The sequence below is a fragment of the Conexibacter sp. JCM 18997 genome (assembly GCF_055391915.1).
The window spans coordinates 2,462,996-2,478,937 of the sequence record NZ_AP043885.1; the positions used below are offsets into that span (position 1 = coordinate 2,462,996).

At 71.6% G+C, this 15,942-nt stretch carries 11 protein-coding genes; 5 read left to right on the forward strand and 6 right to left on the reverse strand.

Features of this window, described 5'->3' with window-relative positions:
* Positions 1–37 precede the first annotated feature (37 nt).
* On the forward strand, positions 38–1,567 hold the full coding sequence (locus tag ACZ5UI_RS12470) for an APC family permease (RefSeq protein WP_464197508.1): 1,530 nt from the start codon (positions 38–40) through the stop codon (positions 1,565–1,567).
* Between the two features lie 113 nt (positions 1,568–1,680).
* Here the strand turns inward: ACZ5UI_RS12470 and ACZ5UI_RS12475 are convergent, their stop codons facing one another.
* Entirely contained in the window at positions 1,681–2,127 is a 447-nt protein-coding gene (locus tag ACZ5UI_RS12475) for an SRPBCC family protein (RefSeq protein WP_464197509.1), read from the reverse strand.
* 26 nt (positions 2,128–2,153) lie between these two features.
* On the opposite strand from ACZ5UI_RS12475, the gene ACZ5UI_RS12480 reads away from it, so the two are divergent.
* From ACZ5UI_RS12480 to ACZ5UI_RS12495, 4 genes are read left to right on the forward strand one after another with little or no spacing between them, the layout of a single operon-like run.
* Positions 2,154–2,723 (forward strand): TetR/AcrR family transcriptional regulator, encoded by a 570-nt coding sequence (locus ACZ5UI_RS12480; RefSeq protein WP_464197510.1) that lies wholly within the window; start codon positions 2,154–2,156, stop codon positions 2,721–2,723.
* Positions 2,724–2,733: 10 nt separating this feature from the next.
* Positions 2,734–3,579, forward strand: coding sequence for an arylamine N-acetyltransferase family protein (locus ACZ5UI_RS12485; RefSeq protein WP_464197511.1), 846 nt, complete (start codon positions 2,734–2,736; stop codon positions 3,577–3,579).
* Between the two features lie 10 nt (positions 3,580–3,589).
* Positions 3,590–4,333 (forward strand): MBL fold metallo-hydrolase, encoded by a 744-nt coding sequence (locus ACZ5UI_RS12490; RefSeq protein ID WP_464197512.1) that lies wholly within the window; start codon positions 3,590–3,592, stop codon positions 4,331–4,333.
* Positions 4,334–4,362: 29 nt separating this feature from the next.
* Positions 4,363–5,277 (forward strand): DUF6159 family protein, encoded by a 915-nt coding sequence (locus tag ACZ5UI_RS12495; protein ID WP_464197513.1) that lies wholly within the window; start codon positions 4,363–4,365, stop codon positions 5,275–5,277.
* On the opposite strand, the gene ACZ5UI_RS12500 is transcribed toward ACZ5UI_RS12495, so the two are convergent.
* The 5 genes from ACZ5UI_RS12500 to ACZ5UI_RS12520 form a co-directional block, all read right to left on the reverse strand.
* Positions 5,274–6,194: an acyl-CoA desaturase gene (locus ACZ5UI_RS12500; protein WP_464197514.1), complete on the reverse strand. Its 921-nt coding sequence runs from the start codon at positions 6,192–6,194 to the stop codon at positions 5,274–5,276. The genes ACZ5UI_RS12495 and ACZ5UI_RS12500 overlap by 4 nt on opposite strands.
* Positions 6,195–6,271: 77 nt before the next feature.
* Positions 6,272–8,677, reverse strand: coding sequence for a SpoIIE family protein phosphatase (locus tag ACZ5UI_RS12505; RefSeq protein WP_464197515.1), 2,406 nt, complete (start codon positions 8,675–8,677; stop codon positions 6,272–6,274).
* Positions 8,674–9,243, reverse strand: coding sequence for a chemotaxis protein CheB (locus ACZ5UI_RS12510; protein WP_464197516.1), 570 nt, complete (start codon positions 9,241–9,243; stop codon positions 8,674–8,676). The genes ACZ5UI_RS12505 and ACZ5UI_RS12510 overlap by 4 nt, the downstream gene beginning before the upstream one ends.
* Positions 9,240–10,064, reverse strand: coding sequence for a CheR family methyltransferase (locus tag ACZ5UI_RS12515; RefSeq protein WP_464197517.1), 825 nt, complete (start codon positions 10,062–10,064; stop codon positions 9,240–9,242). Before ACZ5UI_RS12515 ends, ACZ5UI_RS12510 begins: the two co-directional genes overlap by 4 nt.
* Positions 10,064–15,901 (reverse strand): HAMP domain-containing protein, encoded by a 5,838-nt coding sequence (locus tag ACZ5UI_RS12520; RefSeq protein ID WP_464197518.1) that lies wholly within the window; start codon positions 15,899–15,901, stop codon positions 10,064–10,066. The genes ACZ5UI_RS12515 and ACZ5UI_RS12520 overlap by 1 nt, the downstream gene beginning before the upstream one ends.
* Positions 15,902–15,942: the final 41 nt, after the last annotated feature.

The following is a 15,942-nucleotide window of genomic DNA, read 5'->3' on the forward strand; positions in this document are numbered from 1 at the left end:
CTAGCGGCCCTACCTCTACGGGCGTAGGGTCGCGGCCGTGACCCCGCCCGAGCCTGCCGCTCCCCGAGAGACGGCCTACATCGCCGAGCAGAAGACCCATCTGGTCAAGACGCTCGGTCGCTTCGACATGATCTTCTTCACCGTCGCGGTGATCGTCGGCCTCGATCTGATCGGGCAGGCGGCGTCCTTCGGCTACGAGGCGTTCACCTGGACGGTCGTGCTCGTCTTCCTGTTCCTCGTGCCCTACGGACTGGTGATGGCCGAGGTGGGCAGCGCGTTCACCGCCGAGGGCGGCCCGTACGAGTGGGTCAAGCTGGCCATGGGCCGCTTCGCCGCCTCGCTGAACACGATCTTCTACTGGGTCACCAACCCCCTGTGGATCGGCGGCTCGCTGGCCTTCATCGGGACCGAGGCGTGGTCCTCGGGCATCTCGAGCATCGGCTCGGGCGGGTTCTGGGACTACGCCTTCAAGTTCGTCTTCATCTGGCTGACGATCTCCAGCGCGATCATCAGCTTCAAGATCGGCAAGTGGATCCCGACCGTCGGGGCGATCGTCAAGGTCACGCTCGTCGCCTTCTTCGCGATCACCGTGATCATCTACGGGATCCAGAACGGCGTGCAGGGGATCGACGTGTCGGGCCTGTCGCCGACGACCGCCGGCCTGCTGGCCATCGTGCCGCTGATCCTCTTCTCGTTCGTCGGCTTCGAGGGCGCCAACGGCGCGGCGGAGGAGATGAAGGACCCGCAGAAGGACGTGCCCACGTCAATCCTGCGCTCGGGTGCGCTGTCGGCCTTCTGCTACCTCACGCCGATCTTCCTGGTGCTGCTGGTGCTGCCCACCGAGGCGATCACCGGCCTGGGCGGCTTCCTGGACGCGGTCAAGGAGAGCTACTCGATCTACGGCGGCGCCCAGAGCTTCATGTACGGCGTCACCTGCATCCTGTTCATCTTCACGCTGCTGAACTCGGGCTCGGCCTGGATGATGTGCGGCGACCGCGTGCTCGCCGTCGCCTCCGGAGACGGCGGCTTCTTCCCGTACTTCGGCGCGTTCCACGCCAAGCTGGGCACGCCGCTGCGGGCCAACATCCTGTCCGGCGTGATGGCCACCGCGTTCATGGTCGCCGCCGTCCTGCTGCTCTCCAGCGGCGCGGCCGACACGTTCGGCGTCGTGCTGAACATCGCGATCTCGACGACGCTGATCTCCTACATCGTGATCTTCCCCAGCGTCTACCTGCTGCGCTCGCGCTTCCCCCACGTGCACCGGCCGTTCCGCGTGCCGGGCGGCAAGTACGTGCTGCTGGCGGCCAGCGCGCTGATCACGTTCTGGGTCGTGCTGGGCTCGTGGACCGCGGTCTTCCCGGGCACGATCGACCGCCTGCTGGGCGACGAGTACTCCTTCGCCGACAACTGGGGCGTCAGCCAGGGCAAGTTCGAGCTGTTCACGCTCGGAACCGTCGCGGTGATCGTGCTGATCTCGGCGCTCGGCTACGCCGCCGGCGCGAAGGTGCGCGCCGACGAGGTCCCGGTGAGCTTCGGGGCCGCAGACTCCGTGCCCGCGGCGGCGTAGCCGACGCCGTCTCCCCGCCCGCCCGCGCCGAGTGGCGATTTGGTCCCGCCCCGCGGGACCAAATCGCCACTCGGCAGAGATGGGACGGCCGTTCTCGCCTCTCTCCTTCGCAGCTAGGCCGGCAGCTGGGCGGCCAGGCGCTGCATCGCGCGCTGGTTGCCGCGGCGCAGCAGCACGCGCACGAGCGGCCCGAGCAGGCGGTCGGGCAGCGGCGCCGACTGCCAGGAGTAGGTGAACGAGACGCGCGTGGCGCCGCCGGGGAGCTCGGCCAGCTCGTACGTGCCCAGGCCCACGCGCTTGCCCTTGGCGCTGACGTTGCGCTCGACGATCCGCGCGGGCGCCTGCGCGTCGATCACCTCGATGTCGACGGGCTCCTTGCGGCCGCCCGCGGTCGAGTGCACGCGGGCCTTGGAGCCGACGCCGCGGTCGGGCCCGGAGTAGGACCAGTCGACGAGCATGTGGTCGGTGAACGGCTCGTGGTTGGACATGACGTCGAGGAAGTCGAAGACGTCGGTGCGGGGCTGGGGAACGTCGATGGAGACGGTGACGGGACTGGGCATGATGTACCAGATGGTACACTTCTGGCGTGCCCCGTCAAGACGCCCGTGACCGCCTCCTGCACAAGGCGATCGCGCACATCGCCGACCGCGGGCTGACCGATCTCTCCCTGCGCGAGCTGGCCGCCGCGATCGGCTCCAGCCACCGGATGCTGATCCACCACTTCGGCTCCAAGGAGGGCCTGTGGGTCGAGGTCATCCGCGCCGTGGAGGCCCAGCAGCGCGCCGCGCTGCCCCACACGCTGCCCGATCCCGTGGGCGACCCGGCGGGCGCGATGCGCGCCTGGTGGAAGCACATCTCCGACCCGGCCCTGTGGCCCAACGAGCGCCTGTTCTTCGAGATCTACGGCCAGGCGCTGCAGGGCCGCCCCGGCACGACCGAGCTGCTGGACGGGATCGTCTCCTCCTGGCTGGAGCCGGGCACCCAGGGCTACATCGCGATGGGCGTCGAACCGGCCGCCGCCGAGGCCCGCGCGCGCCTGGGCATCGCGGTCACCCGCGGCCTGCTGCTGGACCTGCTGGCCACCGGCGAGCGCGAGCGGGTCGACGCGGCGATGGAGCAGTGGATCGCGCTCAACGTGGCGGCGCTCGGCCGGTAGATTCGCCGGCGTGCCCGACCTCGACGCGCTGCTGGACCGCATCGGGCTGGACGCCCGCCCGCAGCCCACGCTCGACGGTCTGCAGACGCTGCACCGCGCCTACGTGTCGCGCGTGCCCTACGAGGACCTGGCCGTCCAGCTGCAGGAGTTCCGCCCGCTCGACGTCGAGGAACTGGCCGCGCGGCTGCTGTCCGGCGGTCGCGGCGGCTACTGCTTCGAGCTGAACTCCGTGCTGGCCTGGATGCTCGAGGCGCTGGGCTTCACCATCAGCCGCCACCAGGGCGTCGTGGGCCAGCGCGCGCTGGTCGATCCGCCCGCCCCCACGAACCACCTCGCGCTGGCCGTGCACCTGCCCAACGGCACGCGCTGGCTGGCCGACGCCGGCCTGGGCGAGGGTCAGCTGGACGCCACGCCGCTGCGCCCCGGGACCTACGGCGACCCGCTGACGATGGGCGTCGAGGCGGAGGCCGGCGGCGGCTGGTTCCTCGTCCACCACGCGCTGGGCAGCTTCGAGGGCGTCCGCATCGCCGCGCCGGTGGCCGATCTGGACGCCTTCCAGCCCCACCACCGCCGGCTCTCCACGGATCCCGACTCCAACTTCGTGGCCACGCTCGTCGTGCAACAGCCCTACCGCGACCGCGTCGAGACGCTGCGCGGGCGCACCCTGCGCGTGGTCGGACCGGCGGTCGACGAGCGCCGCGTGCTCGCCGACGCCGACGACCTCGCCGCCACCTTGCACGACCGCTTCGCCATCGACCCGGACGTCCTCGGCCCGGCGCGCATCGCGGCGCTGTGGGAGCGCGCCCACGCGCAGCACGAACGCTGGCGACTGACCGAGGCGGCGCAAACGGGGTAGGTTGGCGGCGGTGTCACCCGCCGCTGTTCAGGTCGCGCCCGGCGTTCACCGGCTCGGCTCCTCGCTGGTCAACTTTTACCTCGTGGAGGAGGACGGCCGGTACACGCTGGTCGACGCCGGGCTGCCCAGCTTCTTCGAGCAGCTCCCCGCGCTGATCGAGCAGCTCGGCGGCGACATCCACGACATCGACGCGGTGGTCCTCACCCACGGCCACAGCGACCACATCGGGATCGCCGAGCGCGTGCGCACCGAGGCCCAGGCCCGGGTCTACGTCCACGGCGCCGATGCGCAGCTGGCGCGCACCGCGGGCTCCAGCGCCGGAGCGGGCAGCGTCATCCCCGACCTGTGGCGCCCGTCGGCCCTGCGCCTGATCGGCCACATCGTGCGCAACGGCGGCACCCGCGTCCCGCGCGTCGAGGACCTGCGGACCTTCGCCGAGGGCGCCACGCTCGACGTGCCCGGCCACTTCAAGGTGATCGGCACGCCGGGCCACAGCCACGGCCACAGCTCCCTGCTGCTGCCCGACCGCGGCATCCTGTTCGCCGGCGACGCGCTGTGCACGAACAACCCGTTGAAGGGCACCACCGGGCCGCAGCTGATGCCCAACGCCTTCAACGCCTCGACCGAACAGGCGCTGGCCAGCCTCGACCGGCTCGAGGGCCTCGACGCCCAGGTCGTGCTGTTCGGCCACGGCGAGCCGTGGACCGACGGCATCGACTCCGCCGTCGCGCGGGCGCGCGAACGCGCCGGCTGAACCGTCGCGCGTCCGGGCATACTCGCGGCATGTTCGACCGCCACCGCAAGGGTCAAGAGCTCTATGCCGCGACCTGGCGCGTGCTGCGCTCGGATCGGCGGTTGCTTGTCTGGCCCGCGGTGCTGGTGGTGCTGTCGATGGGCGTCAGCATCGGCGCGTTCCTGGTCGCATCCCAGATCATCGATGTCGAGGCGCACGCCCGCCTGGGGATGACGCTGACGTTCGTCATCGCCGGGTACCCCGTGGCGCTGGCGACGTTCTTCTGCGGTGTGGCCCTGGCTGGGACGCTGAACGAGGTTCTCGAGGGACGACCGGCGGACCCGCGCGTCGGCTGGCAGCTCGCGCGGCGGCGCATCGGCGTGATCCTGGCCTGGTCGATCGTGGTCGGCACCGTCGGCGCCGTTCTGCGACTGCTCGAGCAGCGGGTGCCCCTGGGCGGAAAGATCGTGGCCCTCGTCGCGGACGTCGGCTGGTCGATCGCCACGCTCTTTGCCGTGCCGGTGCTCGCGTTCGAAGGGCACGGCCCGCTGACCACCGTGAAGCGCTCGACGGCGATCGTGCGCGAGCGGTTCGGCGCGGCGGTCGGCGGCACGATCGCGACAGCAGCGATCGGGCTGGTGGTGGTCATCCCGGCGCTGGTGCTGCTGAGCGTGGGCTTCGCCATGGCCAACACGGCCGGCGCGGTGCTCGTCGCCATCGCGCTCGCCCTGATCCTGGCCATGGTCGCGTGGCAGACGGCGATGGACCACGCCTTTCGCGTGATCCTCTACGGGAGCGTCATGGGCCGACTCGCCCCCGAGCTGTCGCCGGCCATCGCCGCGCTGACGAACCCCGCGGCGGGTTGGTTCGTCCTCGACGAGCCCGAGCGCGGAGGGACCTCCAGCGCCGGCCCAGGCCCGCGCCGTACGGCGTGGTTCTCGAAGAACCCCGACGACTTCCGCTAGTCGCCCGCGGCGACCTTCGGCGCGACGTTCCCCGCCAGCTTCTGCGCCTGCCGCTCGGGCGAGATGCGCACGACGTTCCAGACCAGGCCGCACTTCTCCATGACGGTGATCAGGCCGGCGCTGATGTCGATCTGGCGGCGGTTGCGCATGCCGTGGACGGCCGAGCGCGGGAACGCGTGGTGGTTGTGGTGCCAGGCCTCGCCGAAGGACGGGATGGCCAGCCAGAAGACGTTGCCGGAGTGGTCGTCGATCTCGAACGGCCGCGTGCCCAGGAAGTGGCAGATCGAGTTGATCGACCAGGTCACGTGGTGCAGGAGGAAGACGCGCACGAAGCCGCCCCACAGCAGGCCGGTCAGCGCGCCCGCCCACGACCAGGTGATCAGGCCGCCGAGGATCGCCGGGATCGCGAAGGTGGCCAGCGCGATCCACGGGAAGTTGCGCGAGATGCGGCGCATGCCACGGTCCTCGACCAGGTCGGGCGCGTACTTGCGCGCTCCGGCGCGGCCCTCGTTGACCCACAGCCAGCCCACGTGCGCGTGGAACAGGCCGCGCAGCGCGTTCTTCAGCCCGCCGCCCGCGAACCCCGCGTGCGGGCTGTGCGGGTCGCCCTCCTCGTCGGTGTGCGCGTGATGCTTGCGGTGGTCGGAGACCCACGAGATGACCGGTCCCTGGAGCGCCATCGACCCGAGGATCGCGAACGTGTACTCGACCGGCTTGGAAGTCTGGAACGCCCGGTGCGTGAGCATCCGGTGGTAGCCGACGGTGATGCCGAAGCCGGTGATCACGTACATGAACACCAGCAGGCCCAGGTCGACCCAGGACACGCCGTGGCCCCAGAAGACGACGATCGCCACGAGCAGCGCGATGATCGGCAGGAAGACGGCCGTGATGTTGATGTTGCGGTGGAGTCGGGTCATGGCCTACCGGACCTTGCCACGCATCGGCGCCGCATTCTTGACCGATGGACCACGTCCTCGGTCGGCAAAGTTATGAGCTAGGTCACAACTTTGCGGCGCATGGTCACGGTGGTGCCCCGCGGGCCGGGATCGACCGTGACGTCGTCCATCAGCGCCTTCATGAGCGGCAGCCCGCGGCCGCGGTCGCCGCCGGAGCGCTCGCGCCAGCGGCCCCGGTCGCGCACCATCACCACGACCTCGTCGCCCGCGCGCTCGAGCTCGATCTCGAACGGCTCGGGCCCGAGCCCGTGCGCGTGCTCGATCGCGTTCTGGACCGCCTCGTTGGTGGCCATCGTCACCTCGGCGGCCAGCGCGTCGGCGGTCTCCTGCTCGGCCAGCCAGCGGCGCAGCGTCGCGCGCAGGCTGTGCAGGCCGTCGGGGTCGCCCGGCAGCGACAGCGCCACGCGCGAGCCGAGCGTCTGCGGGCTGTTGGCCACGACGAACGTGACGTCGTCGTCGGAGGTCGCCGCGCCCAGCGTGCCGCCCAGGATCGCCTCGCACAGCGCCTCCGGATCGGGCGCGCCGGTGCGCAGCGCGTCGCGCAGGCGCGAGAACCCCTCGTCCAGCGACTGCCCGCGCCGCTCGACCAGGCCGTCGGTGTACAGCACCACCGTCGCGCCGCGGCCGACCTCGATCACCGCCTCCTCGAAGCGCGCGTCCTCCAGCGCCCCCAGCGGTGCCGAGCGCGCGCTGTCGAGGTAGTTCGGCTCGCCGTCGGCCCCGATCAGCACCGGCGGCGGGTGCCCCGCGTTGGCGTAGCGCGCGGTGCCGGCGGCGGGATCCAGCTCGAGCAGCACGACCGTGGCCATCGAGTCGATGCCCATCAGCAGCTGGAACCGGTTCAGGCGGGCCAGCACCTCGCCCGGGCCGAGGTCGTCCAGCGCGTAGGCGCGCAGCGCGCTGCGCAGCTGGCCCATGGTCGCCGCGGCGACGACCCCGCGCCCGGCCACGTCGCCCATCACCAGCACGAGCCGGCCGCCGGGCAACGCGAGCGCGTCGTACCAGTCGCCGCCCACCTCGGTGCCCGCGCCGCCGGGCAGGTAGCGCGCGGCCAGACGCAGCCCGGGCACCGACGGCAGCCCCTCGGGCAGCAGCGCGCGCTGCAGCTGCGTGGCGATGCGGTGCTCGCGCTCGAACAGGCGCGCGCGCTCGATGGCCAGCGCGGCCCGGTCGGCCGCGACCTGCAGCAGCGAGGCGTCCGCGGCGGTGAACGTGCGGCTGAACAGCGACCCGACGATCAGCGCCCCCATCACGCCGCCCTCCAGCAGCAGCGGCACGGCCAGCACCGACGACGTCCCCTGCCCCGCCAGATCCGCGCCCAGCCCGGGTGAGCGCGACAGGTCGTCGACGATCACCGCCTCGCGCGTGGTGGCCACGCGCTCGACCAGCCCGCCGGGCCCGGGCTCGAAGTCGCTGCGCAGCACCGGGACGTCGACGCCCTCGGCCGCCTGCACGAGCACCGAGCGCCCGTCCGCCCCGCCCAGCAGGACCATGGCCGCGCTGTCGACGTGCAGCACCTCGGCGATCCGGGCCAGCAGCTCGCCCAGCAGGTCGTCCAGCGGCATCGGGGCCAACGCGGCGTCGGCCACCCGCTGCAGGGCCTCCAGCCGCTGGGACACCGCCTCGGCCTGCACGCGCGCGGCCTGCTCGCGGATCAGCAGCTCGCGGGCCCGCTCGGCCCGGCGGCGCTCGCTGAGGTCCTGGACCTGCACGAGCAGCACGTCGCCCATCCGCGACTCGTGGTCTCGGGCCACCGAGTAGCTCAGCAGCGCCGGCAACCGCCGTCCGCGCACGCCCAACAGGCGCTTCTCCACGTCCGCGCGCTCCAGCGACCCGGCCCGCAGCTGGGCCAGCTGGTCGGCGCCGTTGCCGCGATCCTCCTCGGCGGTCAGCTCGTCCACGGTGCGCCCCAGCAGGTCGCCCTCCTCGTGGCCCAGCGTCTGGCACAGCGCCCGGTTGACCGCCGCGATGCGCTCGTCGGCGTCCAGGCGGGCCATGCCGATCGGCGCGCAGTCGAACGTCGCGCGCTGGATCGCCTCGCTGACGCGCAGCGCCCGCGACGCGCGCCACAGCTCGACGAACACGGCCACCTTCGAGCGCAGCAGCTCGGGCTCGTAGGGCTTGAACAGGTAGTCGACCGCGCCCGCCTCGTAGCCCCGGAAGACGTGCTCGTCCTCCTTGGAGATGGCCGTCACGAAGATGATCGGGATCGCCCGCGTGCGCTCGCGGCGCTTGATGTACTCGGCCGTCTCGAAGCCGTCGAGATCGGGCATCTGCACGTCGAGCACGATCACCGCGAAGTCGCCGTGCATCAGGTGGCGCAGCGCCTCGGCGCCCGACGACGCGCTGACCAGCTCGCAGTCCAGCGGGGCCAGCGTCGCCTCCAGGGCGACGAGGTTCTCGGGCCGGTCGTCAACCAACAGGACCGCGGGACGATCGCTCATGCGGCGCGCACCCCCGCCAGCTGGGTCAGCTCCGGCGCGATCGCGGCCAGCGGGCGCACCTGGGCGTCCGGGCAGGCGGCCAGCGCGGCGCGCGGCATCTCCGCGCGCTCGGCCTCGTGGGGATCCTGCACGAAGGCCAGGCCGCCGCGCCGGCGGATCTCGCGCAGGCCGGCCGCGCCATCGCCGTTGGCCCCGGTCAGGACGACGCCCACCGTGCCCTCGCCGTGGCTGGCCGCGGCCGAGGCGAGCAGCACGTCGATCGACGGGCGGCTGAAGGCGACCGGCTCGTCGATGCTCAGCGAGACGCGGTCGCCGTCCACGAGCAGGTGGTAGTCCGGCGGGGCGACCAGCACCTGGCCCGGGCGCAGCGGGTCCTTGTCCTCGGCGTCGCGGACGACGAGCGCGCCGGTGCGATCGAGCAGCTCGGCCAGCGGGCCGTCGTCGATCCCCCGGTGCTGGGCCACGACGATCGGCGCCGCGAAGCCGGCGGGCAACCCGCTGAGCAGCGCGCTGACCGCGTGCAGGCCGCCCCACGAGGCGCCGATGGCCACGACCCGCACGCTCATCGGCGCCGCCGGAACAGCTTCTCGCCGGCGTCCAGCGGCTCATAGCGCGCAGCGAGCTCAGGAGGCTGGATCGCCTCCTTGCGCCCCAGGCCGAGCAGGCCGAGGGGAACCAGGCTGTCGAGAAACAACTCGTGCACGTGCCGCTGGAGCTCCCGCCCGAAGTAGATCATCACATTGCGGCAGATGATCAGGTGGAACTCGTTGAAGGACCGGTCCGTGGCCAGGTTGTGCTGGGCGAAGACGACGTTGCGGGCCAGGCGCGGGTCGAACACGGCGGCGGCGCTGCGCGTCTCGTAGTACTCGCTCAGCGCGCGCGTCCCGCCCGCCCGCTGGTAGTTGTCGGTGTAGGCGGGCATCCGCTCCAGCGGGAACGAGCCGCTGCGCGCCATGGCCAGCGCGCCCTCGTTCATGTCGGTGGCGTAGATGCGCGAGCGCTCCAGCAGGCCCGCCTCGTCCAGCGCGATCGCCGTCGAGTAGGCCTCCTCACCGGTCGAGCAGCCCGCGTTCCACACGCGCACGAACGGATAGGTGCGCAGCAGCGGGAACGCCTGCTCGCGCAGCGCCCGGTGGAAGCCCGGGTCGCGGAACATCTCGGTGACGTTGATCGACAGGTCGCGCAGCAGGCGCCCGAGCGTGTCCTCGTCGTGCAGGATCCGGTCGGTCAGCGCGGTGATCGTGCCCAGGTTGTCGAGCTCGACGCGGCGCCACACCCGCCGGCGCAGCGAGGCCAGCGCGTAGCCGCGGAAGTCGAAGCCGTGGCGGCGGTACAGCGCCTCCAGCAGCAGCTCCAGCTCGAGATCCTCGAGCGCCTCCTGGGCCATCAGCGGTACAGCCAGACGCGCATCAGCGAGAGCAGCTGGTCGGGATCCACCGGCTTGGTGATGTAGTCCGACGCGCCCGCCGCGATCGAGCGCTCGCGGTCGCCCTGCATCGCCTTGGCGGTCAGCGCGATGATCGGCAGGGCCTGGTGCTCGGCCTTGGCCCGGATCGCCGTCATCGCCTCGTAGCCGTCCATCTCGGGCATCATCAGGTCCATCAGCACGAGGGCGATGTCCGGGTTGGCCTCCAGGCACTCGACGCCCTCGCGCCCGTTCTCGGCGAACACGACGGCCATGCCCCGGCCTTCGAGCACCGAGGTCAGCGCGAACACGTTGCGCACGTCGTCGTCGACGATCAGCACCTTGCGCCCGTGCAGGACCGCGTCGGCCTGGTGCAGCTGCTCGAGCATCCGGCGCCCCTCGGCGGGCAGGTCGGCGGGCGCGCGGTGCAGGTGCAGCGCTGTTTCGTCCAGCAGCCGCTCCGGCGAGCCGGCGTCCTTGACCACGATCGCCTGGGCGTAGCGGTTCAGGCGGGTCTCCTCGCGCCGGGTCAGCGCCTTGCCGGTGTGGATGATCACCGGCACGTCGCGATGGCGGTCGTCGCCCTTGATCTGCTCGAGCAGGTCGAAGCCGGTCGAGCGCGGGAGCTTGAGGTCCAGCACGACGCAGTCGAAGGTGTCGTCGGCCAGCGCGGCCAGCGCCTCCTCGCTGGTCGCCGCCGTGACGACGTCGACGTCGTCGCCGCCGATCAGCTGCGCGACCGACGCGCGGGCCACCTCGTCGTCCTCGACCAGCAGCACGCGCTTGGTCGGCGAGTCGAGCACGTCGGACAGCTCGCCGACCAGCTCGTCGACCGCGGCCTGGCCCGCGGGGCGGTCCAGGAAGCGGGCGGCGCCGGTGCGCAGCGCACCGTGGCGCGCCTCGGGCTCGCCGATCACGAACACCGGGATGTGGCGCAGCTTCGGATGGTGCTTGAGCTGGTCCAGCAGCAGCGCGGCGTCGCCGGTGGCGGCGGCCAGCACGATCGCGTCGGGTCCGTGCTCGTGGGCCAGGGCCAGGCCGGCCGGGCCGCCGACGGCGACCAGTCCCTTGATGCCGCGCTCGCGCGCGGCGGCCAACGCGCGCTCGGCCTCCTCCTGCTCGCCGACGACGAGCACGACCCGGTCGCCGGGCGAGATGCGGTGGCGGTCGTCGGCACCGGCCAGCGGCAGCGACGACGGGGCGGGCACGGGCGCCTCGTGCTCCTCGGCCAGCGCGAGGCCGGCGTCGACGGTGGCCAGCAGCTCGCGGGCCATCTCGTCCGACGGCGAGGCCGACGGTGCGGCCGTCGGCGGCAGCGGCGCGGGCGCCTCGTAGGCCGCGGGCATCAGCAGCGTGAACGTCGAGCCCTCCCCTTCGACCGACCGCACGCGGATCTCGCCGCCCAGCAGACGGGCGATCTCCCGGCTGATCGACAGGCCCAGGCCGGTGCCCCCATAGCGGCGCGACGTCGTGCCGTCGGCCTGCTGGAAGGCCTCGAAGATCAGGCGCAGCTTGTCGTCGGGGATGCCGATGCCCGTGTCGGTGACGCTCAGCGCGACCGCGTAGGGCCGCCCGTCGAAGCTGCTCTCCTCGGTGTCGGAGATCGTCAGCACGACCGCCCCGGCGGCGGTGAACTTGAACGCGTTGGAGAGCAGGTTGCGCAGCACCTGCTGGAGGCGCTGCTCGTCGGTGAACAGCGCGATCGGCGCGTCGGACTCGACGATCACCTCGAAGCCGAGCGCCTTCTCCTCGGCCACCGCGCGGAAGGACCGCTCGACCGCCTCGACCACGTCGTCCATCGGGACGTGGCCGGGCGTGACCTCCATCTTGCCCGCCTCGACCTTGGACAGATCGAGGATGTCGGAGATCAGCGCCAGCAGGTCGGTCCCCGCGCTGTGGATCGTGCGGGCGAACTCGATCTGCTCGTCGGTCAGGTTGCCGATCGGGTTGTCGGTCAGCAGCTTGGACAGGATCAGCAGCGAGTTCAGCGGCGTGCGCAGCTCGTGGCTCATGTTGGCCAGGAACTCGGACTTGTACTGCGAGCTGACGGCCAGCTGCGCGGCGCGCTCCTCCAGCGCCTCGCGGGCCCGCTCGATCTCGGCGTTCTTCTCCTCGATGGCCTGGTTCTGCTCGCTGAGCAGCGCGGCCTTCTCCTTGAGCTCGTCGTTGGTCTGCTGCAGCTCCTCCTGCTGGGTCTGCAGCAGCTCCTCGGAGGCCTTCAGCGACTGCGCCTGCTGCTCGAGCTCGAGGTTGGAGCGCTTCAGCTCGTCCTGCTGGGACTGCAGCTCCTCGGCCAGGCGCTGAGACTCCTCCAGCAGCTCCTCGGTGCGGCGGTTGGCCGAGATGTTGGAGAGCACCACGCCGGTGGTCTCGGCCAGCTGCTCCAGGAAGCTCTGGTGCAGGTCGGAGAAGTCGTGCAGCGAGCCCAGCTCGACGACCGCGATCACCTGGTCCTCGAACAGGATCGGCAGGACGATCAGGTTGACCGGGAGCGCCTCGCCCAGGCCCGAGCTGATCTTCACGTAGTCCGACGGCGCGTCGGTGACCAGGATCGCCTTCCCCTCGATCGCCGCCTGTCCGACCAGGCCCTCGCCGAACTCGAAGCGGTTGGAGAGCGCCTTGCGCTTCTGGTAGCCGTAGGAGGCGATCAGCCGCAGCTCGGCGTCCTCGTTGAGGAAGAAGGCGCCGTGCTGGGCGTCGACCAGCGGCGTGATCTCGCTCATCACCAGCCGGCTGACGGCGCCGAGGTCGCGCTGGCCCTGCATGACGCCCGAGATCCGGGCCAGGTTCGTCTTCAGCCAGTCCTGCTCGGCGTTCTGCAGGGTCGTGTCGCGCAGGTTGGCGATCATCTCGTTGATGCGGTCCTTGAGCTCGGCGAGCTCGCCCTGGGCCTCGACGGTGATCTGCCGGGTCAGGTCGCCCTCGGTCACCGCGGTGGAGACGTCGGCGATCGCGCGCACCTGCGTGGTCAGGTTGGCGGCCAGCACGTTGACGTTCTCGGTCAGCCCGCGCCACGTGCCGCTCACCCCCTCCACCTCGGCCTGGCCGCCGAGCATGCCCTCGGTACCCACCTCGCGGGCCACGCGCGTGACCTCGTCGGCGAAGCTCGACAGCTGGTCGACCATCGTGTTGACGGTCTCCTTGAGCTGCAGGATCTCCCCGCGCGCGTCGACCGTGATCTTCTGGGACAGGTCGCCGTTGGCCACCGCCGTGGTCACCTGCGCGATGTTGCGCACCTGGCTGGTCAGGTTGCCGGCCAGCTGGTTGACGTTCTCGGTCAGGTCGCGCCAGGTGCCCGACACGTCCTTGACCTCGGCCTGGCCGCCCAGGATGCCCTCGGTGCCCACCTCGCGGGCCACGCGCGTGACCTCGTCGGCGAACGAGCTGAGCTGGTCGACCATCGTGTTGATCGTGTCCTTCAGCTCGGCGATCTCGCCCTGCGCGTCGACGGTGATCTTCTTGCCCAGATCGCCGTTGGCCACCGCCGTCGTGACCTGCGCGATCTGACGCACCTGGCCGGTCAGGTTGGAGGCCATGAAGTTCACGTTCTCGGTCAGGCCGCGCCAGGTGCCGCTGACGCCCTCGACCTCGGCCTGGCCGCCGAGCTTGCCCTCGGTGCCCACCTCGCGGGCCACGCGCGTGACCTCGGCCGCGAACGCGCGCAGCTGGTCGACCATCGTGTTGACGGTCTCCTTGAGCTGCAGGATCTCCCCGCGCGCGTCGACGGTGATCTTCTGGGACAGGTCGCCGTTGGCCACCGCCGTGGTCACCTGGGCGATCTGGCGCACCTGGTCGGTCAGGTTGGAGGCCATCCCGTTGACGGAGTCGGTCAGGTCCCGCCACGTGCCAGCCACGCCGGGGACCTGCGCCTGACCGCCCAGGCGCCCGTCGGTGCCCACCTCGCGGGCGACGCGCGTGACCTCGTCGGCGAAGGACGACAGCTGGTCGACCATCGTGTTCATCGTCCGCTTCAGCTCGAGGATCTCCCCCTGGGCGTCGACGGTGATCTCCTGCGTGAGGTCGCCGCGGGCCACGGCGGTGGCCACCTGGGCGATGTTGCGCACCTGGCCCGTCAGGTTGGAGGCCATGCTGTTGACCGACTCGGTCAGCGCGCGCCATGTGCCGCTGACGTCCTCGACCTCGGCCTGCCCGCCGAGCTTGCCCTCGGTGCCCACCTCGCGGGCCACGCGCGTGACCTCGTCGGCGAAGCTCGACAGCTGGTCGACCATCGTGTTCATCGTCCGCTTCAGCTCGAGGATCTCGCCGCGCGCGTCGACGGTGATCTTCTGGGACAGGTCGCCGCTGGCCACCGCGGTGGTCACCTGCGCGATGTTGCGGACCTGGTCGGTCAGGTTGGAGGCCATCCCGTTCACGCTGTCGGTCAGGTCCTTCCACGTGCCCGCCACGCCGGGCACGTCGGCCTGGCCGCCCAGCCGCCCCTCGGTGCCCACCTCGCGGGCCACGTCGGTGACCTGGTCGGCGAACACGCGCAGCGTGTCGGTCATCGAGTTCATCGTGTCGGCCAGCGCCGCGACCTCGCCGCGCGCGTCGACCGTGACCTTCTGGTTGAGATCGCCGTTGGCCACCGCGGTGGTCACCTGGGCGATCTGGCGCACCTGCGAGGTCAGGTTGGAGGCCATGCCGTTGACGCTGTCGGTCAGGTCCTTCCACGTGCCCGCCACGCCGGGGACCTGGGCCTGGCCGCCGAGGATCCCCTCGGTGCCCACCTCGCGCGCGACCGCCGTCACCTGGTCGGCGAACAGCGCCAGCGTGTCGGTCATCGAGTTCATCGTGTCGGCCAGCTCGGCCACCTCGCCGCGCGCCTCGACGGTGATCTTCTGCGTCAGGTCCCCGCGCGCGACCGCGCGCGTCACCTGGCTGATCTGGCGCACCTGGACGGTCAGGTTGGAGGCCAGCTGGTTGACGTTCTCGGTCAGCTCGCGCCACGTGCCGCTGACGCCCTTGACCTCGGCCTGGCCGCCCAGCCGGCCCTCGGTGCCCACCTCCTTGGCCACGCGCGTGACCTCGTCGGCGAAGCTCGACAGCTGGTCGACCATCGTGTTGATCGTGTCGCGCAGCTCGGCCACCTCGCCGCGCGCCTCGACGGAGATCTTCTGGCTCAGGTCGCCGTTGGCCACCGCCGTGGTCACCTGGGCGATCTGACGCACCTGGTCGGTCAGGTTGGAGGCCATCCCGTTGACCGACTCGGTCAGATCCCGCCACGTGCCGCTGACGCCCTTGACCTCGGCCTGGCCGCCCAGGCGGCCCTCGGTGCCCACCTCGCGCGCGACGCGCGTGACCTCGTCGGCGAACGACGACAGCTGGTCGACCATCGTGTTCACCGTCGTGCCGATGCGGGCGAACTCGCCCTTGACCGGCTGGCCCTCGATGGTCAGCGCCATCTTCTGGTCGAGGTCGCCCTCGGCCACGGCGGCGATCACGCGCGCGACCTCGGTGGTCGGGCGCACGAGGTCGTCGATCAGGCTGTTGACCGCCTCGGTGTTCTCGGCCCACAGGCCGCCGACGGGACCGAGCGTCATGCGCTCGGTCATGCGGCCCTCGCGCCCGATCACCCGCGACACGCGCTTGAGCTCGCGGGCCTGGCGCGCGTTGAGCTCCAGCAGCTCGTTGACGCGCGTCTGCAGCTCGCCGATCTGATCGCGCCGGCGCGCCCGCAACCGCTGGGAGTAGTCGCCCTCGCGGGCCGCGGTGAGCGAGGCGATGACCTGCTCGATCGCGCGCTCGTCAGCGCTCGCCGCGGCGTCGTCCGCGTTGTGGTCGGCCGTTGCCGCCGCCTGCTTGCTCGTTCGCGTGGCCATCCCAGTCCTCCAGCCTCGTGTGCGGGCGGGAGCCTACTTCT